The following is a 21260-nucleotide window of genomic DNA, read 5'->3' as shown; positions in this document are numbered from 1 at the left end:
CCGCCAAGATTCGGCCGCGCAAACGTTTTAGTCATGCATGAGCTGCCCACACGCATGGGTGGCCGGAGGCGTTTGCCCGACCTCATCGAATCGACAGGAAACCACAATGCTTTCGACCAAGAAAACGCTGCTCGCGATTGCGGTGCCGGCGTGCATGACCCTCGGCCTGTATGCCTGCGGCGGCAGTGACGACCCCGCGCCCACAAGCACGGCAGGCACCTCGCCAGCCCCGACGACGCCCACCACGCCGACACAGCCCGCCAAGCCGCAAGGCATGTGGACCACGGGCGACCTGCACGTGCACACGGCGGAATCCGCCGATGCCGTCACGCCCCTGTCGACGGTGCTCGACCACGCGTTCGACCTCAACGGCTTGGACTGGATGGCCGTATCGAACCACCTGCGCCCCTCGCCGCGCGATGCCACGGGCGCCACGCTTGCGGGCGGCTCGATTGCCGCATCGGCCGGGATCGCCAAGTACGAGATGCCCGCCATTGCGCAAGCGCAGGCGGCAGGCAAGTACGCGGGCAAGCTGATCTTCTCCGCCGCCGAGTGGGACATGCCCACGCACGATCACCTGAACGTCGGCATCTTTGATGGCGCCGACAAGCTGCAGACGTCGGCCAAAGGCCTGAACAAGTTCGAGTACTTCTTCACGCAGCAGTCGGCATCGCTCTTCGATCCGAACGATGTGACCGCATGGCAGCAGGAAGGCCCGCGCGCCGGCACGACACACGCCGACGTGGTCAATGCCTTCAAGTGGCTCAAGACGAATTACCCGAACACCAGCTACGGCCTGATCAACCACCCGTCGCGCAACCCGGGCAAGTACACGGTGGCGGACTTCCGCGAGTTCAACGACACGGCGCCCGACATCATGTTCGGCATCGAAGGCATGGTCGGCAACCAGATGGAACCCGACCGCGGCGGCTATACCAGCGCCTACACCGACGCCAACCTGAAGAACCGAACGTACGGCGGCGTCGACTACGTGGTCGCGCAAGTCGGCGGCGTCTGGGATGCGCTGCTCGGCGAGGGCCGCCGCGTCTGGAACTTTGCCGATTCCGACCACCACTTTGAAGTGGACGCCACGCAGCAATTCAGCAGCGGCTATTACCCCGGCGAATACGCCAAGACCTACATCTGGCTGCCGGGCACCAACACAGACCTGAAGACGCTGCTGGCAGCCATGCGCTCGGGCAAGTCGTTCGGCGTGTTCGGCGACCTCATCAACGCGCTCGATTTCAGCGCAGGTACCGCAGGCACCTCCGCCGACATGGGCGGCACGCTCACGGCCAAGGCCGGCGACAAGGTGACGATCACCATCCGCTTCAAGAGCCCCGATCACAACAACTACGAGTACCCGCTTGGCAGCGGCTTCAAGGTCAACATGCGTCCGGTGGTGGACCACGTTGATCTGATTGCGGGCGACGTGACGGGCAAGGCTGCTTCTGGCACGCCAGCCTATGCCAAGGACACCAACGACTCCACCAAGGTCATCGCCACGTTCACCAAGGCCGACTGGAAGGTCGACGCGGATGGCTACAACAGCATCACGTACACCTACACGGCCGCCAAGAACCAGTACTTCCGCCTGCGCGGCACCAACCTCGGCATGAACGTGTCGGGCGAAACCAGCAACGGCAATCCGCTGCCCGACCAGAAGACCGTGGTGACGGAGAACGCCGCGCGCTTCAACGCCATCAACGATCGCAACTACAACGATCTGTGGTTCTACTCGAACCCGGTGTTTGTGTCGGTGCAATAAATGCCGAAGCGGTAAGGCAGCGGCGGTGACTTACGCTGCGGCGGGCGCACTCGTTCGCCGCAGCCACACCGTCACCGCCAGCCCAGCGCCACCCGGCCCGGGCGCCAGCGCAATCTGGCCCCCCATGCGATCCACGATCTGACGCACAATCGCCAGGCCCAGGCCGCTGCCCTGGGTCTGCGTGCCTTCCAGACGCGTGAAGCGTTCGAACACACGTGCGTACGCCTCGGGCGGAATGCCGGGGCCGTTGTCGGTCACGGCCAGGATGGCCCAACCGTAGTCCGCCGACACATGCACCGTCACGCGGCCGCCTTCCTGCGTGTAACGCACGGCGTTGTCGACGAGGTTGAACAGCAGGGCGGCAATGAGTGTGCGGTTGCCCGACGTCCACACGGGCTGCTCGGCGGGTTCGATGCCCAGATCGATCCGACGGCCATCGGCCAGCAGCGCGAGATCTTCCAGCACGGTGCGCGCTACCTGCGAGAGGTCGACCGCCTCGCTCGTCGCGGCCGATGCTTCGGCCTGAGACAGCAGCAGCAAGTCGTTGATGAGATCCGCCAGGTTGCGCGTGCTGGTTCGCGCGGCCTTCAGGACTTCGTGCAGCGCGGCATCTGCGTTGGTTTGCGCCGCCACCTGCATCTGCGTATCGAGAATCGCCAGCGGCGTGCGCATCTGGTGCGCAGCGTCAGCAATGAAGCGCTTCTGCGTGATCGCGTTGTCGGCAATGCGCTGCAGGTATTGATTGAACGCCCCGGCAATCGGCTGCAGCTCGTGCTGCAAGCCATCGGGGTCGAGCGGCGCAAGGTCGGTGGGCGCGCGTGCCGACACGTTGCCGGCCAGCCGCAAGATCGGCCGCAGCTCCAACGTCAGGCCGATGAGGATCATCGCCAGCGCCAGCCCCACCAGCGCGAGCTGGCGCACGGTGCCAGGCCACCACAGCTGGCGGATCATCGCGTCACGACCGTTCATGGTTTGCGCGACACGCGTGACAACGCGTTCGGTACGGCCGGCGTCGTACATGGTTCGTACCACAGCGGCGACGTGCACGGGCTGGCCTTCCACGGTATCGGTGTAGGTACCGGCATCGGCCAGGCCCGCCGCGTCAAACGCCGGGCGCGTACCGAAGTCGAGCCGCCCGGCCAGCAGGCGCCCGTGCTCGGTGCTGACCTGGTACGCCACCTGGTCGCGCACCGGGGTTTCCGGCGCGGCAAACACGGCCAGCGCCGCCGGCGGCACCGACACGCGCAGGCGGCCTTCGTCCCACTCGATCTGGCCGCTGATCATCTGTGCGGCCGTATCGAGCGCATGGAAGTGCACGAGATCGGCGTTGTGGCGTGCGGCGGCCAGGTCGAGCCAACCATCGGCCGCCACATAGACGACCAGCGGCAGTGCCAGCCACAACACCAGCCGCGCACGCAGGCTGCGCGCCCGCGCCGGGGCCTGCGCTGGCGCTTGGTCAGGACTGCGCGGCGGAGGCATCGCGCAGCAGGTAACCAAGGCCGCGCAGCGTAACGATGGTGGCAGCGGAATGCTCCAGCTTCTTGCGCAGGCGGTGGATGTAGATCTCGATGGCCTCGGGACTGGCTTCGTCATCCATCCCGAACACGCCGTTCACCAGCGCCGGTTTGGACACGGTGCGCCCCAGCTTGAGCATCAGGATTTCAAGCACGGTGTGCTCGCGCGCGGGCAGCACCAGAGGCTGGCCGGCCAGATTGAAGGTGCGGCTGCCGGTGTGGTACGTCAGGTCGCCACATTGCAGTTCGACGGATTGGTCGGGGGCGCTGCGCCGCACCAGCACCTGGATGCGTGCAATCAGCTCACGAATCTCGAACGGCTTGACGAGGTAGTCATCGGCGCCGGCACCCAGGCATGCGACCTTGTCGTCGATCCCGCCGCTCGCAGTGAGGATCAGCACCGGCACCGGGTTGCGGCGGCCCCGCAAACGTTGCAATACACCTTGCCCTGACAACGTGGGCAACTGCAGATCAAGCAGCACCACATCGTAGTGTTGCGTGAGCAACAGCGTGTCGGCGGATTCGCCATCGGTGGCGTGATCCACGGTGAACTGGGCGCGGCGCAGGGCTTCGGACAGCCAGTGCGCCAGCGGGGCGTTGTCTTCGATCAGGAGCAGCTTCATGCGAAAACAGCGCGTCCGAAAAATGAAAGCGATTTGTGGGTTGCCGCTTCCTAGAATGGTGGCGGCTGCCTACGCGCGCCGGAGGCGTCATTCACCAGATCCGGACCGCGCGATACCGATATCTACAAAAGAGCCGGAGACAACTCAATGGGTGTTTTTACCTGCAGGAGCGCACGCGCACGCGGCGTCCGGGGCTGGATCACGCCGTGGCTCGCTGCCCTTCTGGCAGTGGCAACTTCGCATGCCCTCGCGCAAGACCCGACGCGCCTGACGCTCATGGTCAGCGGCACCGCCAAGATGATCTACCTGCCCGCGACGCTGGCGCAGCGCCTGGGCTATTTCCGTGACGAAGGACTCGATGTGGAACTGGTCTCGCAGCCCGCCGGCGTCGATGCGGAGAGTGAACTGCTCACCGGCTTTGCGCAAGGCGTGGTCGGCTTTTATGACCACGCCATCGACCTGCAGGCCAAGGGCAAGGAAGTGCGCGCCATTGTCGTATTCAGTCAGGTGCCGGGCGAGGCGGAAGTCGTGTCGACACGGTTGCCGGCGACGGTACAGTCGATGCGTGACCTGCGCGGCCGCACGCTGGGCGTGACGGGGCTGGGCGCATCCACCAGCTTTCTCACGCGTTACCTGATGACGCAGCAGGGGCTGTCGGCCGGCGACTACACCATGCTGCCGGTTGGCGCTGAGCGCAGCTTCGTCACCGCGCTGCGCAGCGGCCGCATCGATGCCGGCATGACCACCGACCCGACGGTCTCGCGCCTTGTGCACAGCGGCGAAGCCCGCGTGCTGCTCGACCTGCGCACGCTGGAGAACACGCGTGCCGCGCTGGGCGGTTCGTATCCGGCCGCGTGTCTGTACCTGCAGACCGAATGGCTGGAAGCGCATCCGGACGTCGCCGCCAAATTGGCCCGCGCATTCGTGCACACCCTGCGCTACATGCGCACGCACGGTGCTGAAGATATTGCCGCCCGCATGCCGCCTGAATTCAGGCGCGATCATCCAGAGCTGTACACAAAAGCGCTTGCCGCCGCGTTACCCACGTTCAGCACCGACGGACGCATGCCGGACGACGGCCCACCCACCGTCCTGCGCGTCCTCGCTGCCAGCAATGCCAACGCGCGCGACAAGCACATCGATCTCTCGCGCACCTATACCAACAGGTTTGTCGATCAGGTGCGCGAGCGCCGCTAGCTCACGACACGCAGCTTCAGAAGCGCGTGCGCATACCGACGCCAAACTCCGTCTGGCTGTTGTGGCCGTTGGTACCGCCTACGATGTACTGATCCTTCAGCTTCATGTAGTCGGCTGCCACGTAGAACTCCGTGCGCTTGGACACGTGGTAGAACACCGAGCCGTACAGCGTGTTCTTGCGGCCGCTGCCCGCTGCGGTGGCACCCACCACGCTGGCGTACGCGTTGAGCGTGTTGCCGTCGGCGCTGAAGGCAGCGTTGTCGGCCTTCATGATCTGGTAGCCGATCTCATAGTCGAACGCGCCTTGCGGAGCGATCTTCAGCGACAGCGTGTAGGCGTCGTCCTTGCGATTGCCCAGCGCGGCCGGTTGCTCGCCGGTGTAGTGGAAGTAGCCGGCGTTGACACGGAACATGCCCATGATCACGTTGCCGCCCACCGAGTACGAACGGTCAATGAAGCCGCCCACCTTGGCCTGTTGCGCGAAGCCCGCCAGATGGAAGTTGTCGCCGTTGTAGCCCAGTGCGAGCGACTCGGTGGTGCCTTGCGTGAACTGGCCCGGCACTTCGCCAAACTGATAACCCAGGGCCGTCAGGAAGCGGCCGCCCCACATCTTCTTCCACACCACACCGTTGTTCATGCGCGTGCCGGTGGCGCTGCCTGCGTAGAAGATCAGTTGCTTGAAGTTATTGGTATTGGTGTAGCCGCCTTCGTCCAGACCGACTTTCGCACTGGTGTACGGGTCGCCGTAGATACCCGACACGTCACGGGCAATCGCGTTCTGGCGGCCAAAGGTCAGCTTGCCCAGCGATTCGCTCGACAGGCCCACCCAAGCGTCACGATTGAACAGTACGCCCGGGGTGTCCATATTGCCCGTCGGCGTTTCATATTCCGATTCCAGCTTGAAGATGGCCGACGTGCCGCCGCCCAGGTCTTCCTTGCCGGTCAGGCCCCAGCGGCTGCCCGAGAACCAGGGGATCTGGAAGCCGGTGGTGCGCGCGCCAGCAGCGTTGGTGTTGTTGACGGTGCTGACGGTGGTGTCGATCAGGCCGTAGAGCGTCACGTTCGACTGGGCATGGGCGGCGCTGGTGGCCAGCGTGGCCGCAGCGGCTGCTGTTGCCGCAAGGGCAAACTTGATGCGGGACATTGAAGTCTCCTTCCTTTGTGGGTGATGGTGTCCGGTCGTGATGCCGGCTTTGGGAAACGCGCAACAGCGGTTGGTCAGGCCGCCGATGCAATCGCTGGGCGAGCGTAGAAGGGGGCACCTTTCTGGAGCCTTTCGCGTCGGTACGCACGCAACGCTAGGGTCTACCCGCATTGGGACATGTGCAGAGGCGGGGGTTGTTGCGCCAGACAATGCAACGCATTGCAGCCCTGGCAATCGGCCTCGCGGTAGAGTGTCGAGTCGCCCCCATCTCAACTCCACCGGTCCTTTCCCATGCATCCGTCCCAAATGACCGGCCTGCAATTGCTGCAGGCCATGTCGCACGGTGATCTGCCGCGCGCGTCCATCAGCGAAACCATCCCGATGACGATGGATTCCATCGAAGCGGGCACCGTGCACTTCACCGCCCAGGCCGACAAGCGCCACCTCAATCCGCTCGGCGGTGTGCACGGTGGCTTTGCGGCGACGGTGCTGGATTCCGTGACGGGCTGCGCCGTGCATTCGATGCTCGAAGCCGGCGTCGGCTACGGCACGGTCGACTTGAACGTGAAGATGGTGAAGGCCGTGCCGGTGGATACGCCGCTGGTGGCCGTTGGACGCGTGCTGCATGTCTCGCGCACGATCGGCGTGTCGGAAGGCACGCTCAAAACGCAGGACGGCACATTGCTGGCGCATGCCACCGCAACGTGTGTAATCCGCCGTCCGTAAATCCGATTGACCTGGAGCACCTGATGTCTGAACCGCTGCAAACCCTGTCCGACTTGTCTGCGAAAACCACCGCGCTGGTGTTGATCGACCTGCAACGCGGCATCCTGCCGTTTGCACAGGGGCCGTACACGGCCGAGCAAGTCTTGGGCGCGTCCGCCAGGCTCGCCAGGCGCTTTCGCGAGCTGGGTGCGCCCGTGGTGCTCGTGCGCGTGGGCTGGGCGTCGGACTACGCCGATGCGCCGCGCCAGCCCGTCGACCGCCCCGCGCCCACACCGCCCGGTGGCCTGCCGCCGCAATGGTGGGAACAACCGGCCGAGCTGGAAGTGGCGGCCACCGACATCCAGATCACCAAGCGCCAGTGGGGCGCGTTCTACGGCACCGAGCTGGATCTGCAACTGCGCCGTCGCGGCATCACCACCATCGTCCTGGGCGGTATCTCGACGCACGTGGGTGTGGAATCGACCGCGCGCGCCGCGTGGGAGCACGGCTACGCGCTGGTGCTGGCCGAAGATGCGATGAGCTCGAACGATGCGGCGATGCATCGATCGTCGGTGGAGAACGTGTTCCCGCGACTGGGCCGCGTACGCGACACGCAGACCATCCTGGCGGCGCTGACGGCCTGAACGTTCAGGCGCCGTCCTCGACCGGCACGTACAGCACCATGCGCAGGCGCGGGTCTTCCATCACCGGCAGGCCGATATAGTCGTAGCGGACGACCTTGCCGCCAGGCGTGCGGATCAGCTTGTGCTCCGCACGCTGGGCGCGCACTTCGTGCTGACGCCACCACGTATCGAACTCGCGGCTGCTGCTGCGCAGCCGGTCGACCAGCGCCACGAGCACCGGGTCGTCTGCGTGCGGGTCGTACACCGCGCGAAATTTCGCCAGCATGCGCCGCGCCTCGTTCTCCCACTCGACGAAACGCTCGCGCGCATTGGCGTACAAAAACATGTAGACCAGCGAGTTGCGGTCTTCGGGCGGCATCGTGCCGAAATCCATGAAGAGCTGCGAGGTCGCCTCGTTCCAGCACAGCAGTTCGGTGCGGTAGCTGCGCACGTGGGCGGGCAAAACCATGCCGGCAACGGCGCGGCGCAAGACATCGGGCACCGCTTCAGCGGCCGAACGCCCGGTCGCCGCCGCAGTAAAGACCGATTCCGCGCGCGCCAGGCCACGCATGTGCGCGCGCTCATCCGAAGACAGCTTCAGTGCGCGCCCGATCGCCTCGATGGTCGCCACCGAGGGCCGCACGTCGCGCCCCTGCTCGATGCGCACATACCAATCGATGCTGATGTTGGCCAACTGCGCGACTTCTTCCCTGCGCAGGCCAGCAGTGCGGCGGCGCCCGCTGCCTTCGGGCAGCCCCACGTCCTGCGGACGCAGGTGGCTGCGGCGGCTGCGCAGGAATTCGCCCAGCTCGTTGCGCGGCGCGGCAGGGAAGGGGGCAAGGTCGGCGGTGAAATCGTCCATGGGGGCATTACACACGACAGCGCGTGAAGGTGGGAGGGACAACCCAATCCTAGGTTAATCCTAGCTCTGCATCGAATCGGCTCGCGCACCTACGCTGCGTTCATCCCTCTTTCCGGAGCCGATCGTGACCCAAGTTTCTTCTGCCCCCTCAGTATCCGAACCCCGCCGCTGGCTCGCCTTTGGTGTGATGGTGACGGCGCAATTCATGTTCATCGTCGACGCGTTCATTGCCAATGTGGCGATCCCGAGCATCCGCACGAGCCTGCACGCCACACCCGCGCAACTGGAGGCGGTGCTGGCGGTGTACCAGCTTGGCTACGCGATTCTGCTCATCACCGGCGGCCGCCTGGGCGATCTGTTCGGGCGCAGGCGCGTGTTCCTGTTTGGCCTCATGGCCTTTACCGCCACCTCGGCCGGCTGCGGGCTGGCGGGCAGTGCGGCGGCGCTGATTGCATGGCGCTTTGCGCAAGGCCTGTCGGCCGCGATGATGGTGCCGCAAGTGCTGGCGAGCGTGCAGGCGCTCTTTGCCGGCGCCGAGCGTGACCGCGCGCTGTCGATCTTCGGCCTGGTGATGGGCACCGGCGGCGCGGCCGGGCTGCTGGTGGGCGGCGCACTCACCAGCGCCGACATCGCCGGGCTGGGCTGGCGCTCGGCCTTCCTGATCAACGTGCCGGTTGGGTTGACTGCCGCGCTGCTGGGCTGGCGCTGGATTCCGCACCCGAGCGCCAACGCAGAGAAGGTGCATCTCGATACAGCCGGCGTGGCGTGGATGGCCGTGAGCGTGGCGGCCGCGCTGGTGCCGCTGCTGTTCGGCCGCGAACTGCACTGGCCGGTGTGGACCCTGGCATTGCTTGTCGTAGGCGTGCTGGGCATGGCCACGTTCCAGCAACTTGAAGCCCGTGTCGATCGTGCCGGCGGTACGCCGCTGCTGCCGCCCACCTTGCTGCAGCATCGCGCCTTCATGACGGGCCTGACGGCGTCGGCGCTGCACTACATCGGGATGATGGCGTTCTTCCTGGTGCTGACGCTGTATCTGCAAAACGGTCGGCAGCTGTCTGCGGTGCGCATGGGGGTTGCCATCCTGCCGCTGGCCATCACGTTTCTGATCACGTCGCGGGTAGCCAATGCCTTGGTGCGGCGCTATGGTGTCCGCGCCCTGCTGGCAGGCCTCGGCCTGATGGCGCTGGGCTTGCTGGCACTGCTGTCGGGTTTCGGCACGGAGTGGGCGCACCCCGCCACGCCGAGCATGGTGCGCATCGGCATTGCGGTGGCGCTGTACGGGGCCGGGCAAGGCCTGGTCGTCGTGCCGTTGATCGGCCTGGTGCTGACTGGTGTCGTGCGTACGCAGGCAGGCGCGGCAGCAGGGCTGCTGATTACCGCACAGCAATTGGCGGGCGCACTGGGCGTCGCCTGCATCGGCGGACTGTATTTCAACTTTGCCGCTGCCGGCGGCGCCAACGGCATGGCGCACGGCACGATGGCGGGATGCATCGCCATGCTGGCAGCGCTTGGCGCAGCGGCCGTCGGCTTTGCGCGACTGGCCGCACAGCAGCGGCAACTGGCCGCCGCTGGCGCTGCAAGCCCTGCCTGAACCACGCTATCAAACCACCCCCGACATTCGATACTCGGGCGCGCGACACAAGCGCGCCCCTGTGCATTGATCGGCCCCGGCGGAGGTTCCAAACTCCCGCGCGATGCGCTTGGCATCGTTCGCCTCCTTCCCGCATGACCACTGTGTCCCACCTTCGTACCGCAGCTTCGGCCGCGTCCGCTGCACCATCCCTGGCGCGCCGCATCGTCGCGGAGGGGCTCGGTACGGCCTTGTTGATTGCGGTGGTGATCGGCACCGGCATCCACGCAAGCCGGCTCTCCGGCGGCGATGCCACGTGGACACTGCTGGCGCAATCACTGGCGGGTGGCGCTGGTCTGCTGGCACTGCTGACGGTGTTCGCGCCGGTGTCTGGGGCGCACCTGAACCCGGCGGTCACACTGTCGACGTTGCTGCGGGGCGGCTTGCGTGGGCATGAGGCGCTGGCCTATCTGGCTGCACAGGCCATGGGCGCCGCGCTGGGTGTGGCCGCTGCGCACGCCATGTTCGGCATGCCGGCGTGGGCGCCGGGCACGCATGCCGCCACGGGGCCTGCACTGTGGTGGAGCGAAGCGCTGGCAACGTTCGGACTGATCGGCGTGGGCATCGCTTGCGGCCGTCACGCGCCGAAGCAATTGCCGCTGGTGGTGGCCGCCTATATTGCGGCGGGGTACTGGTTCACGTCGTCGTCATCGTTGGCCAACCCGGCATTGGCCTTTGCCTGCGCACTGACCGACGGCCCCTCCGGCATCCGCCCCGGCGATGTCCCGGGCTACATGCTGGCGCAACTGGTCGGCGCGCTCCTGGCAACGCCGTTGTTCAGTTGGCTGATGGGCGTGGAAGGGCCGCCCGCGCAAGCATCCAGCACCGCCATCGCGCCGGCTCAAGCCGTGCCGATGCACCGCCAGGCAAGCTGACGCTGGACGCTCAGCGGAGCGCTGTCAGCCCGCTGGCGCGGGCGTACTGGAAAAGATCGATCTCGCGCGCCAGGCCAAGCTTGCGCAGCGCCACAGCCTTTTGCGTGCTGACGGTCTTCACGCTCGAGCCGAGCATGAGCGCTATGTCGGACACGGCCGCGCCACCCGCATACAGGCGAAGCACTTCGCGCTCTCGCGCGCTCAGCCGCTCGAACGCATCGCGTTCGTTGGACCCGAGGCCCGTGTCTTCCAGGATGCGGGGGCTGTCATACCGCACGCCTCGCGCGGCCGCCATGACGGCGTGCCCGACATGAACAAAATCATCGTTCTTGCTGACAATGCCAGCCACGCCAATCTGCCGCATGGCGCGCAGCAGCGCCGGGTTGTGGACCATCGTGCAGACAACGATGCCGCACCTGGGATGCTGCTTGCGCAGGCGTGCCAGCAATTGCATGCCATCGAAGGCCGGTTCGCCACCCAGGTTGTAGTCCGTCACGATGACATTGCAGTCGACGGACGTGAGCACCTGCATCAGCTCGCGCCCGTCGTGCGCCTGTGCGACGACCTGCTGCTGTGGAAACTGCCCAATGGCCGCGGCCAGCCCCATGAGGATCACCGGATGATCGTCCACCAGCACGACCGAGAGGACAGGGCACATGCGCACGCCGTCAGGCCGGGCGCGTCGCCGGGGAAGACTTGGCCGGCGTGACGAGCAACAGGGTGGAAGAGATCGGAGCCGTCATGGAGGTCAGGAGCACCGCTGAAAGGAGCCGGTACCTTACTCACCGGATATGCCCTGCGGGATCAGACTTTTCTTACTTTGGCGCCGCGTAACCTTTCGGGGCAGAAGCTGCTTTTATCTGGGTTGAGAGAAACTGAATGGCCCTGCAGCGTTTGTACTTATGCCGCCGCCTGCACGTGAGCAAGAAACGCGGTGACAGACAGCGGGGCCGCCCACAGATAGCCTTGGCCCGTCGCACAGCCCAGCGCGCGCAACGTCTGGCGCTGTGCTTCAGTTTCCACGCCTTCGGCAATGCACTCTAGATGCAGCGTGCGCGCCAGTTCGATCATCGTGCGGCAGATCACGCCGCGCTGGCTGGTCTGGTCCACCGCGGCGGTAAACGAGCGATCGATCTTCAGGATGGTGAAGGGCAGGTCGGCGAGCAGCTTGAGCGTGGCAATGCCCACACCAAAATCGTCGATGGCCAGCGGATGGCCCAGCAGGCGCAGGCGGTTGAGTGCGATGGTGAGTTGCGTGGCATCGTGCACGGGCGAATCCTCCGTCAACTCGATGGCGATGGCGGCCGGCGCAATGCGGGCCTCGCGCACGATGGCTTCGATTCGCTCGATGGTGCCGGCGCGGCTGAGCGTCTGCGCAGACGCATTCACGCCGATCGAAACGGGATATGCATGCGCGGCCAGCGCGTGCTGCACGCGCACGCAATGCTCCAGCACATGGAAGAACAGGCCATCAGCCAGCCCGAGCGCCTCCAGGCGCGGCACGAACGCCGCAGGCGACACACGCCCATGCAGCGGATGCATCCAGCGGCAGAGCGCCTCGGCGCCGGCAATCTGGTTGGTGGCCAGATCGTGCTGGGGTTGGAATACGACCTCGATCTGTTCAGGCGTTTCTTGGATGAGCGCGGCCAGCTCGTCGTCGGAAAATTGCGGCAAGACAGCGGCTGCGGCCGGTGCTCCGTCCCGCTCCCGCGCGGCGGCTTCTTCCAGCAACGGCAGCACGTGTGCCGGGCGTAGCGGCTTGTGCACGCCGCGCGTGCGCGTCAAGCCGATCGCATCGGCCAGGCTGATGTGCGACTCGACAATCGGCGCGTCCATCGCGCTGACCCACGCCCACACAGGCGCCTGTCGCGGAAAGACGTGGCCGCCGCGCAGGTGCATCTGCTCCATCAGTTCGGGGCCGTTCATGCCGGGCATGTCGATGTCGCACAGCACGAGATCGACGTGGCAAAGCTGGAGGAGGTAGAGCGCCTCGCGGCCGTCGCAGGCGGTCAGGATCTGCTGCACACCCAGCGTATGGAGCAGTTGCCGGGCCGCGGCCCGTTGCACGGGGTGGTCGTCCACCACCAGCACGGCGAGTTGCGCGAAACCTTCCATCGGCCAGTCCTTGTTGTTGTAGGGATCGGAGGCAAGGCGCATCTCGCTTGCGCTGTGTGACGCCGCCGTCAGCCGCCATTGAAGCACCGGCCACGCGCCTTGTCAGGCGAAGTCGATGCGCGGCGACAGAAAAAACAAAGCCCGCGCAGCTTTTCAACTGCGCGGGCCTTGAGCGATTCCCCCAACCTTTTGAGCTTCCGGCGCCGGTGTCGACGGCGTCGGGATGGAGGAAATCGTGCCCGAAAAAAATGAAGCCCGCAACAGGGGCGGGCTCAAAAGGGGGGGAGTGCTCTCTAAAGAGAGAGCAAGGTGAAGTTTAGTGGAGGGGGTGAAGTCAGACTGTCCGGGGTTGGCCGAAAGGCTTGTAGGACAAAAGCTGACGATATTTCGCGATGTTAGCCGCACAAAGCAGGCGGTTACGCGCACATTCGACGCGTTGACGTGATTCAAGCAGCGCTTTGCCTTTTTCCTACCGAGAGACGTGTAGGTGTTCGAGGGGCGACTCGAAGCGCACGCTTGAAAAATCCTCGCTCGTTGCTATCGGGCAACGTCGCTGAGCAAAACGCGCAGAAAAATCGAGAATTCAGGGTAGCCGGAACCGGCTGAGATGCAAGGCGGCCAGAAGAACAGCAAAAGCCGCGCACCAAAGAAAAAAGCCCGAGCACCAGGTGCTCGGGCCACAATCCACCAAGGAGGGTGGAGGAGACAGTTCCTACTATAGCGAATCGTTTGTTGCGTTGCAATAACGTAGAACTACTTAATGTAACGAGAAGCTACAAGCGTTGCCGCAACGCCACGCGTGACGAAAACGATTGCATCTGTCACACGATGACGCAGCGCAGCAAAACAACGCGGCGCGCTAAAAAACTCTTCCAGCTCCAGACCTGCCGCGCCTCACTCGCGGGACAATCCGCGAAAGTAACCGCTGACTTAGCACCTGCTGCTTAAAACGCCGGCAGGATCGCGCCTTTGAACTGCGTGTCGATGAACTTGCGCACGTCTTCCGATTGGTAGGCGTGCACCAGCGTCTTCACCCACGGCTGGTTCTTGTCTTTTTCGCGCACGGCGATCAGGTTGGCATAGGGCCCCTGGCGATCTTCCAGTGCGATGGCGTCCTTGGCCGGCGTCAGGCCGTTCTTGACCGCGTAGTCGGTGTTGATCGAAGCGGCGTCCAGGTCATCCAGCGAGCGCGGCAGCTGCGCCGAATCCAGCTCGATCAGCTTGATCTTCTTCGGGTTCTCGACCACGTCACGCGGTGTCGCATTGTTGCCGTTCGTGCCGGCGCCCGCCTTGAGCTTGATCACGCCCGCCTTCTGCAGCAGAAGCAGCGCGCGGTTGCCGTTGGACGGATCGTTCTGGATGCCGACCTTGGCGCCTTCCTTGAGCTGCGCGAGCGACTTGATCTTCTTCGAGTAAAAGCCCATCGGCGCCACGTAGGTCAGGCCCACGTTGACGATCTTGTAGCCGCGCGCCTTGATCTGGCCATCGAGGAAGGGCTGATGCTGGAAGCCGTTGGCGTCCAGGTCGCCGGAATCGAGCGCGGGGTTGGGTTGGGCGTAGTCGTTGAACTCGATGATCTTGACGTCCAGGCCGTCCTTCTTGGCGACCTTCTGCACGACTTCCCAGATTTGCGCATCGGGGCCGCTCATGGTGCCGAGCTTGATCTGCTTGGTGTCGGCGTTGGCGGCGGTGGCGACGGCAAAGGCGATGGCCGGTACGGCCACGCGCGCAAGGCGGGAGAACAAAGACATGGAGAAACCTCGTGGATCTTGTCGTGAATGAAATCCGCCCGCGGGTAGCGGGCGTGTGACGAAATCCTGTCATAGCGGCGAACGTAACCGAACAACATTTTCGGCATGTCCATATGCCCAACAACGGTGCAGGCTAGGCGAGGGGCTCGGCGTCTTCCACAGGCGGCGGCTCGGCGGCGGGCAGGGCGATGACGAAGCACGCACCGCCATCGGCCGGTGCCTCCACCCAGATGCTGCCGTGATGCGCGCTGACGATGGCCTCGCACACCGCCAGGCCCAGGCCGACGCCGGTGGTGGCCGATTCCTTCTCGCCGCGCGTGAACTTCTCGAAGATGGTGCGCACCGAGCCCGCCGGCACGCCAGGCCCGTGGTCGCGCACACGCAGGCGCAGTTCGTCGCCACGTGCTTCGTCGTGGACGATCTCGCCGGAGATGCGGACCTCGCTGCCGGCCGGCGCAAATTTGCCCGCGTTCTCCAGCAGATTCGACAGCACGCGCTCCATCAACGGCCCATCGCAGCGAATGAGCGGCAGGGCCGCGAGGTGATCCACAACCACACGATGATCGGGCAGCGGATTCGCCTGCAGCGCCGCCCCAACCAGCTCTTCGATCGACTGCCATTCCAGCCGCAGCTTGACGTCCTGGTTCTGCAGACGCGCCATGTCGAGCAGGTTGGTGACCATGGTGCGCATGCGCTGCGCCTGCTGGCCGATGGCGGCCGCAGCCTCGGCCTGCAGCGCGGGCAAGGGCGGCTGCGCGCGCAGCAGCGTCTCCGCCATCCCCACCAGCCCGGTGAGCGGCGTGCGCAAATCGTGCGACACCGCAGCCAGCAGCGAATTGCGCAGCCGCTCCGATTCAATGCGCACCAGGGCATCGCGAGCCACTTCCACGTAATGCACCCGCTCGATGGCAATGGCGATGAGCGTGGCGCAGGCGTCAATCTGGCGGCGGTTGTCGGGCTGGGCGAGCACGTGGAAGGTTTCGGGCTCCACGGCCAGCACACCGCGAATCGCCATCGGCGCCTTCAAGGGCAGATACAGCACCGAGCCCGACGGCAGCGTATGCGTGCCCGTGCCGGCAGGCTGGCCGTGTTGATACGTCCAATCGGCCAGCACGCGGTCAAGATTCGGCATGCCGGACGGTGCATCGGTGCTGCCTTCCGGCTTGGCGACTTGCGGCGCACCAAGCCGTCCATCGAGTCCGACGAAGAAGAACGCGCAGCGCCCGCCAAAGGTCGCGTTGACGAAGCGCCCACCGATGCTGACGATCTGGTCCAGCGTCAGCGCGGCGGACAACTCCCGTGCGGCCTCATACAGCGCATGTGCCGCCGCCCCGCGTTGCACCGCCACCTCGGCTTGCTCACGCAAGCCCGCCGTCAACTGGCCCACCAGCATGCCCACGGCCAGCATCACCGCAAACGTCAGCAGGTACTGCACGTCGCTCACGGCAAAGGAATATCGTGGCGGCACGAAGAAGAAATCGAACAGCGCCACCGACAGCACCGATGCCAGCGCCGCCGGCCCGCGCCCGTGGCGCATCGCCACCGCCACCACGGCGGCCAGGAACAGCATGACGATGTTGGCCAGGTCGAACACTGGCCGCACGAGGCTGGACAGCGCCGTCGCCACGCCCACATACACGCACGCGGCCACATAAGCCGGCTTGAGCCAACTGGCTTGCGCATCGGCCACACGCTGCGCCTCGCTGCGCACGTCAGCACGGCCAATGTCCGCCGCGCGCGGCGGCAGCTGGATATGCGCCGGGTCCGCCGCCGCACGGATCACGTCGACCTCGGGGCACTGCCGGGCCAGCGCTTCGGCAAAGTCACCGCTCGGCAGGCGGCGCTCCAGCCCGATCGCCAATCGCAGCGCAACCACGATGGCGCGCGCCGATCGCCAGCGCTTCTCCGGCGGCCGCCCGATCACCGCCTTGGTGATGTTGTGGCGGCGGATATAGCCGGTGATCGCCTCGACGGCGTTGGTGCCGGCCAGCGTTTCCACACGCGCACCCGCGTCTTCGGCCAGCTTGAGCAACGCGTGCAGGCGCTCGGCGCGCGCATCGGCGGCGCGCAGATGCGGCATCACCACGGCCACGGCATGCCAGTCGCACTCCAGTTGCGCAGCCAGGCGCGCGGCGCTGCGGATGACCTGCTCGCCATCGCCCTGCGGGTCCAGGCAGGCGACGACGGTCTCGCGGGTGCGCCAGACGTTTTCAATGCGGCGCGCACGGCGGTAGGCCTGCACGTCATCGTCGACGCGATCGGCGGTGCGGCGCAGGGCGAGTTCGCGCAGCGCGATGAGGTTGCCCTTGCGGAAGAAATTGCGCGCCGCGTGCTGCGCCTGCTCGGGCATGTAGACCTTGCCCTCGGCCAGGCGGCGCAGCAGTTCATCGGCGGGCAGGTCGACGAGGATGACTTCGTTGGCGGCATCGAACACCGCATCCGGCACGGTTTCCCACACGCGGATGCCGGTGATGCTGCCGACGGCCTCGTTCAGGCTGTCGAGGTGCTGGACGTTGACTGTGGTCCAGACGTCGATGCCAGCAGCGAGCAGGTCTTCAATGTCCTGCCAGCGCTTCGGGTGGCGCGAGCCTGCCACGTTGGAGTGGGCAAGCTCGTCGACGAGGATGAGTGCGGGCCGGCGCGCCAGCGCGGCATCGAGATCGAACTCGGGCAGCGTGCGGCCCTTGTATTCGACTTGGCGGGTGGGAAGGTGCTCAAGGTCGGCGACCAGCGCGGCGGTTTCGGCGCGGCCGTGGGTTTCGACCAGGCCGATGATGACGTCGATGCCGGCGGCGCGGGCGGCCTTTGCCGCTGCCAGCATCGCGTAGGTTTTGCCTACGCCGGCCGAGGCGCCGAAATAGATGCGGAGTTTGCCGCGGGCGGACTGTTCTTGGCCGGATTGGAGTTCGGCTAAGAGTTGGTCGGGGTTCGGGCGCGCGGCTTCTGGCATGTTGCGTATTTTGGGTTTTTGGGACTTGGTGGTCTATCCCTTGTTTCATCCCCTGCCGGGGCTGACTCACTTTCTTTGTCTTGCCAAAGAAAGTAAGCAAAGAAAGGCGCGCCCGAGATGGCAACTTCCCCTTGAATTTATGTCGCAGAGAGGGGAAGGGAAAAACTCGCTGCGCTCAGACAGTTTCCCTTCCTTTTTCCTCTCTGCAACAGAAATTCAAGGCGCCATCTAGGGCAGGGTACGGCCACACCGTCGAAGCACAAGCGCCGCAGTGGGTGCACAGCAACGCGCGAGGCAAAGCAGCAAGAGTGGGTGGAGACCGCGAGCGAAGCGAAGCAGCACACCGCAACAAACGAGCCTCCGACAGGCCACGCAAACCACCGTTTTGGCCTTTGACGTTCCTGCCCTAGATGGCGCCTTGGATTTTTGTTGCGGGGAGGATAAAGAGGGGAGGCCTGTCTGAGCGCAGCGAGTTTGCCTCCCCTCCCTCCCCGCGACACAAATCCAAGGGGGTGTCGCCATCTCGGGCGCGCCTTTCTTTTGCTTACTTTTCTTTGGCAAGACAAAGAAAAGTAAGTCGGTCCCGGCAGGGAACGAAAGGGGGATGGACCACCAACACATAACCCGGTGGTCCACAAACCTCACCTCAACCCATCCAACGCCAAATTCAACTCCAACACATTCACAGTAGCCTCCCCAAACACCCCAAGAATCGGCCCTTTGGTGTTCTCAGCAACAACCCGCTGAACCACTTCCACCGATATGTGCCGCGCCCGCGCCACCCGCTCCACCTGGTACGCAGCAGCAGCCGGACTGATCTGCGGGTCCAGCCCGCTAGCAGAAGCCGTCACAAGATCAGCAGGAATCGGCGCAGTGTTCGTCGGGTCCGCTTCCTTCAGCGCTGCAATCCGCGCCTTGGCGGCATCAGTCAACGCCGGGTTGCTCGGCCCAAAGTTCGAACCACCCGAAGCCTGCGCGTTATACGGGTTCGGTGCAGTCGCCGAGATCCGCCCCCAGAAATATTCCGGCGTATCAAAGTTCTGCCCGATCAACGAAGACCCAACAGCCTTGCCGCCACGCTCAATGATCGAGCCCCCGGCCTGCGCCGGAAACAGCGCCTTGCCAATGCCCGTCACCACCACCGGATACAACACACCGGTAATGAGCGACAGCCCGACGAACACTACCAGCGCCGCACGCAGCAGCCCACCTTGTTGCGGCACATCGGCCTGCACGTTTTGTGTTGTGGTTGCCATGAATGCACTCCTTCCTTAAACCCAGCCCATTGCGGCCAGGAACATGTCGATGATCTTGATGCCCGGGAAGGGCAGCAGCAGGCCGCCCAGGCCGTAGACCAAGAGGTTCCGGCGCAGCAGCGCAGCCGCCCCCAGCGCGCGGTATTTCACGCCCTTGAGCGCCAGCGGAATCAGGAACACGATGATCAGCGCGTTGAAGATCACCGCGCTCATCACGGCCGATGCCGGCGTTGCCAGGTGCATCACGTTCAGCGCGGCGAGCTGCGGATACGTCGTCGCGAACGCGGCCGGGATGATGGCGAAGTACTTCGCCACGTCATTGGCGATCGAGAACGTGGTGAGCGAGCCGCGCGTCATCAGCATCTGCTTGCCGATCTCGACAATCTGGATCAGCTTGGTCGGGCTGGAATCCAGGTCGACCATGTTGCCGGCCTCCTTGGCGGCCTGCGTGCCGCTGTTCATGGCGACGGCCACGTCAGCCTGTGCCAGCGCGGGGGCATCGTTGGTGCCGTCACCGGTCATGGCAACAAGGCGGCCCTGCGCCTGCTGTTCGCGGATGAGTGCCAGCTTGGTCTCGGGCGTGGCTTCGGCAATGAAGTCGTCGACGCCGGCTTCAGCGGCGATGGAAGCCGCGGTTAAGCGGTTGTCACCGGTGATCATCACCGTCTTGATGCCCATCTGGCGCAGCTCGGCAAAGCGCTCGCGGATGCCGGCCTTCACGATGTCCTTCAGCTCCACCACGCCGAGCACGCGGTCGTTGTCGGACACCACCAACGGCGTGCCGCCTTGGCGCGCGACGTCATCCACGGCTGTCGACACGGCATCGGGAAACTTGCCAGCCAGCAACGTCACATGCGTGCGAATCGCATCGGCCGCACCCTTGCGGATCTGGCGCGCCTCGCCGTTGTGCCCAACGTTGATGCCGCTCATGCGCGTCTGCGCAGAGAAGGCGACGTACACCGGTTGCGTCTTCGCCAGTGCAGCTTCATCGATGGACGCCTCGCCCAGGTTGCGCGCGAGCGTGACGATGCTACGGCCTTCCGGTGTTTCATCGGCCAGCGACGACAGCCACGCGGCCTCGGCCAACTGCTTGGCCGTCACGCCCGGCGCAGGGATGAAGCGCGACGCCTGGCGGTTGCCGTGCGTGATCGTGCCGGTCTTGTCGAGCAGGAGTACATCCACGTCGCCGGCGGCTTCCACTGCACGGCCCGAGGTGGCGATCACGTTGGCCTGCATCATGCGGCTCATGCCCGCCACGCCAATGGCGGAGAGCAGCCCGCCGATGGTGGTCGGGATCAGACACACCAGCAGCGCAACGAGCACCGTAATCGTGATCGGCGAGCCGGCCTTCATCGCCTCCACCGAGAACAGCGAATACGGCAGCAGCGTGACGGTCGCCAGCATCAGGATGATGGTCAGGCTCACCAGCAGAATCGTCAGCGCCAGCTCGTTGGGCGTTTTCTGTCGCTTGGCGCCTTCCACCATCGAGATCATCCGATCGAGGAAGCTCTCACCGGGGTTGGCGGTGATGCGCACGACGATCCAGTCCGACAGCACGCGCGTGCCGCCCGTCACGGACGAGAAATCCCCGCCCGATTCGCGGATGACCGGTGCAGATTCGCCGGTGATGGCGCTTTCGTCCACCGAGGCCACGCCTTCGATGACCTCGCCGTCGCCGGGCACCATGTCGCCAGCTTCGATCAAGACGATGTCGCCACGGCGCAGCGCGGTGGCGGCGCGTGCTTCTACGCGCGATTTGGCACCATCGTGGCGATGCGGGTCTGCCAACACCTTCGCCTGCACCGTGGTCTTGATGCCGCGCAGCGATGCGGCCTGCTGCTTGCTGCGGCCTTCGGCCAGCGCCTCGGCAAAGTTGGCAAACAACACCGTAAACCACAGCCACACCGACACGGCGAGGATGAAGCCCGCCGGCGCTTCGGCCTGGCCGCGCAGCGCCATGACCCACAGAATGGTGGTGAGGATGCTGCCGACGTAGACGACAAACATCACCGGGTTCTTGGCCTGCGCGCGCGGCGACAGCTTGCGGAAGCTGTCGACAATGGCGGGCTTGACCAGCGCCGACGAGAACATCGACAGCTTGCGCACATCCTTGGCGGACAGCGTGGTGTGCGTGCTGCGTGCGTGCGGCTCGGCGGCCGCAGCAGTACCAGTACCGGCGCTCGGCTCAAGCTTGTGCTTGACCGTGCGCACAGCCGGTTCGGATTCGGGATAACGGATAGCCATAAG

17 protein-coding genes are annotated in these 21260 nt (G+C 65.2%); 7 read left to right on the top strand and 10 right to left on the bottom strand.

The genetic code is table 11. The features are described from left to right. Window positions 1-106: 106 nt before the first annotated feature. Entirely contained in the window at window positions 107-1768 is a 1662-nt protein-coding gene (locus tag ACU8YE_RS10205; protein WP_316870448.1) for an S-layer protein, read from the top strand. Window positions 1769-1798: 30 nt separating this feature from the next. Here the strand turns inward: ACU8YE_RS10205 and ACU8YE_RS10200 are convergent, their stop codons facing one another. Together ACU8YE_RS10200 and ACU8YE_RS10195 are read right to left on the bottom strand one after the other, a co-directional pair. Next, a complete protein-coding gene (locus tag ACU8YE_RS10200; protein WP_414561320.1) occupies window positions 1799-3247 on the bottom strand; it encodes a sensor histidine kinase in 1449 nt (482 codons plus the stop codon). Then, window positions 3225-3905 carry a response regulator gene (locus ACU8YE_RS10195; protein WP_232041476.1) on the bottom strand — a complete coding sequence of 227 codons (681 nt, stop codon included), beginning with the start codon at window positions 3903-3905 and terminating at the stop codon, window positions 3225-3227. The genes ACU8YE_RS10200 and ACU8YE_RS10195 overlap by 23 nt, the downstream gene beginning before the upstream one ends. 147 nt (window positions 3906-4052) lie before the next feature. Between ACU8YE_RS10195 and ACU8YE_RS10190 the strand changes: the two genes are divergently transcribed. Continuing rightward, window positions 4053-5102, top strand: a complete 1050-nt coding sequence (locus ACU8YE_RS10190; protein ID WP_446928638.1) for an ABC transporter substrate-binding protein — start codon at window positions 4053-4055, stop codon at window positions 5100-5102. A gap of 16 nt (window positions 5103-5118) precedes the next feature. Here the strand turns inward: ACU8YE_RS10190 and ACU8YE_RS10185 are convergent, their stop codons facing one another. Beyond that, window positions 5119-6246, bottom strand: a complete 1128-nt coding sequence (locus tag ACU8YE_RS10185) for a porin (protein WP_446928637.1) — start codon at window positions 6244-6246, stop codon at window positions 5119-5121. A gap of 291 nt (window positions 6247-6537) precedes the next feature. Here ACU8YE_RS10185 and ACU8YE_RS10180 point away from each other — a divergent pair, with 291 nt between their 5' ends. Both ACU8YE_RS10180 and ACU8YE_RS10175 read left to right on the top strand, forming a co-directional pair. Continuing rightward, window positions 6538-6972 (top strand): PaaI family thioesterase, encoded by a 435-nt coding sequence (locus ACU8YE_RS10180; protein ID WP_232041473.1) that lies wholly within the window; start codon window positions 6538-6540, stop codon window positions 6970-6972. Window positions 6973-6995: 23 nt separating this feature from the next. Beyond that, window positions 6996-7595, top strand: a complete 600-nt coding sequence (locus ACU8YE_RS10175; protein ID WP_446928636.1) for a hydrolase — start codon at window positions 6996-6998, stop codon at window positions 7593-7595. Between the two features lie 4 nt (window positions 7596-7599). Here ACU8YE_RS10175 and ACU8YE_RS10170 read toward each other — a convergent pair whose 3' ends face one another. Then, a complete protein-coding gene (locus ACU8YE_RS10170) occupies window positions 7600-8436 on the bottom strand; it encodes a helix-turn-helix transcriptional regulator (RefSeq protein WP_260803643.1) in 837 nt (278 codons plus the stop codon). A 124-nt stretch (window positions 8437-8560) separates the two neighbouring features. Here ACU8YE_RS10170 and ACU8YE_RS10165 point away from each other — a divergent pair, with 124 nt between their 5' ends. Next, entirely contained in the window at window positions 8561-10027 is a 1467-nt protein-coding gene (locus tag ACU8YE_RS10165; RefSeq protein ID WP_446928635.1) for an MFS transporter, read from the top strand. Between the two features lie 134 nt (window positions 10028-10161). Beyond that, window positions 10162-10941 carry an aquaporin gene (locus ACU8YE_RS10160; protein WP_446928634.1) on the top strand — a complete coding sequence of 260 codons (780 nt, stop codon included), beginning with the start codon at window positions 10162-10164 and terminating at the stop codon, window positions 10939-10941. Window positions 10942-10951: 10 nt separating this feature from the next. Here the strand turns inward: ACU8YE_RS10160 and ACU8YE_RS10155 are convergent, their stop codons facing one another. From ACU8YE_RS10155 to ACU8YE_RS10140, 4 genes are all read right to left on the bottom strand, one after another. Beyond that, window positions 10952-11599, bottom strand: coding sequence for a response regulator transcription factor (locus ACU8YE_RS10155; RefSeq protein ID WP_316880748.1), 648 nt, complete (start codon window positions 11597-11599; stop codon window positions 10952-10954). 242 nt (window positions 11600-11841) lie between these two features. After that, complete coding sequence (locus ACU8YE_RS10150) at window positions 11842-13056, bottom strand: EAL domain-containing response regulator (RefSeq protein WP_322017219.1); 1215 nt, start codon at window positions 13054-13056, stop codon at window positions 11842-11844. A 944-nt stretch (window positions 13057-14000) separates the two neighbouring features. Then, the gene (locus tag ACU8YE_RS10145; protein WP_232041467.1) at window positions 14001-14807 is read right to left on the bottom strand and encodes a MetQ/NlpA family ABC transporter substrate-binding protein; all 807 of its coding nucleotides are present in this window, start codon (window positions 14805-14807) and stop codon (window positions 14001-14003) included. Window positions 14808-14940: 133 nt separating this feature from the next. Further along, window positions 14941-17757 carry a DUF4118 domain-containing protein gene (locus ACU8YE_RS10140; RefSeq protein WP_446928633.1) on the bottom strand — a complete coding sequence of 939 codons (2817 nt, stop codon included), beginning with the start codon at window positions 17755-17757 and terminating at the stop codon, window positions 14941-14943. On the opposite strand from ACU8YE_RS10140, the gene ACU8YE_RS10135 reads away from it, so the two are divergent. Beyond that, complete coding sequence (locus ACU8YE_RS10135; protein WP_322016985.1) at window positions 17756-17989, top strand: hypothetical protein; 234 nt, start codon at window positions 17756-17758, stop codon at window positions 17987-17989. The genes ACU8YE_RS10140 and ACU8YE_RS10135 overlap by 2 nt on opposite strands. Before the next feature lie 409 nt (window positions 17990-18398). Here ACU8YE_RS10135 and kdpC read toward each other — a convergent pair whose 3' ends face one another. Both kdpC and kdpB read right to left on the bottom strand, forming a co-directional pair. Then, the gene (gene kdpC / locus ACU8YE_RS10130; protein ID WP_446928632.1) at window positions 18399-19013 is read right to left on the bottom strand and encodes a potassium-transporting ATPase subunit KdpC; all 615 of its coding nucleotides are present in this window, start codon (window positions 19011-19013) and stop codon (window positions 18399-18401) included. Between the two features lie 15 nt (window positions 19014-19028). Then, on the bottom strand, window positions 19029-21257 hold the full coding sequence (gene kdpB / locus ACU8YE_RS10125; RefSeq protein WP_446928631.1) for a potassium-transporting ATPase subunit KdpB: 2229 nt from the start codon (window positions 21255-21257) through the stop codon (window positions 19029-19031). Window positions 21258-21260: the final 3 nt, after the last annotated feature.

Source organism: Ralstonia sp. VS2407, assembly GCF_052950655.1.
The sequence above is the reverse complement of the archived record's forward strand: the minus strand, read 5'-3'. Positions and strand labels throughout refer to the sequence as shown.

Coding starts and splice junctions, on each gene's coding strand:
- ACU8YE_RS10205 (WP_316870448.1), top strand. CDS start 107: ATGCTTTCGACCAAGAAAACGCTGCTCGCGATTGCGGTGCCGGCGTGC.
- ACU8YE_RS10145 (WP_232041467.1), bottom strand. CDS start 14,807: ATGTCTTTGTTCTCCCGCCTTGCGCGCGTGGCCGTACCGGCCATCGCC.
- ACU8YE_RS10170 (WP_260803643.1), bottom strand. CDS start 8,436: ATGGACGATTTCACCGCCGACCTTGCCCCCTTCCCTGCCGCGCCGCGC.
- ACU8YE_RS10160 (WP_446928634.1), top strand. CDS start 10,162: ATGACCACTGTGTCCCACCTTCGTACCGCAGCTTCGGCCGCGTCCGCT.
- ACU8YE_RS10155 (WP_316880748.1), bottom strand. CDS start 11,599: ATGTGCCCTGTCCTCTCGGTCGTGCTGGTGGACGATCATCCGGTGATC.
- ACU8YE_RS10175 (WP_446928636.1), top strand. CDS start 6,996: ATGTCTGAACCGCTGCAAACCCTGTCCGACTTGTCTGCGAAAACCACC.
- ACU8YE_RS10180 (WP_232041473.1), top strand. CDS start 6,538: ATGCATCCGTCCCAAATGACCGGCCTGCAATTGCTGCAGGCCATGTCG.
- kdpC (WP_446928632.1), bottom strand. CDS start 19,013: ATGGCAACCACAACACAAAACGTGCAGGCCGATGTGCCGCAACAAGGT.
- ACU8YE_RS10200 (WP_414561320.1), bottom strand. CDS start 3,247: ATGCCTCCGCCGCGCAGTCCTGACCAAGCGCCAGCGCAGGCCCCGGCG.
- ACU8YE_RS10185 (WP_446928637.1), bottom strand. CDS start 6,246: ATGTCCCGCATCAAGTTTGCCCTTGCGGCAACAGCAGCCGCTGCGGCC.
- ACU8YE_RS10140 (WP_446928633.1), bottom strand. CDS start 17,757: ATGCCAGAAGCCGCGCGCCCGAACCCCGACCAACTCTTAGCCGAACTC.
- ACU8YE_RS10135 (WP_322016985.1), top strand. CDS start 17,756: ATGTTGCGTATTTTGGGTTTTTGGGACTTGGTGGTCTATCCCTTGTTT.
- ACU8YE_RS10195 (WP_232041476.1), bottom strand. CDS start 3,905: ATGAAGCTGCTCCTGATCGAAGACAACGCCCCGCTGGCGCACTGGCTG.
- kdpB (WP_446928631.1), bottom strand. CDS start 21,257: ATGGCTATCCGTTATCCCGAATCCGAACCGGCTGTGCGCACGGTCAAG.
- ACU8YE_RS10150 (WP_322017219.1), bottom strand. CDS start 13,056: ATGGAAGGTTTCGCGCAACTCGCCGTGCTGGTGGTGGACGACCACCCC.
- ACU8YE_RS10190 (WP_446928638.1), top strand. CDS start 4,053: ATGGGTGTTTTTACCTGCAGGAGCGCACGCGCACGCGGCGTCCGGGGC.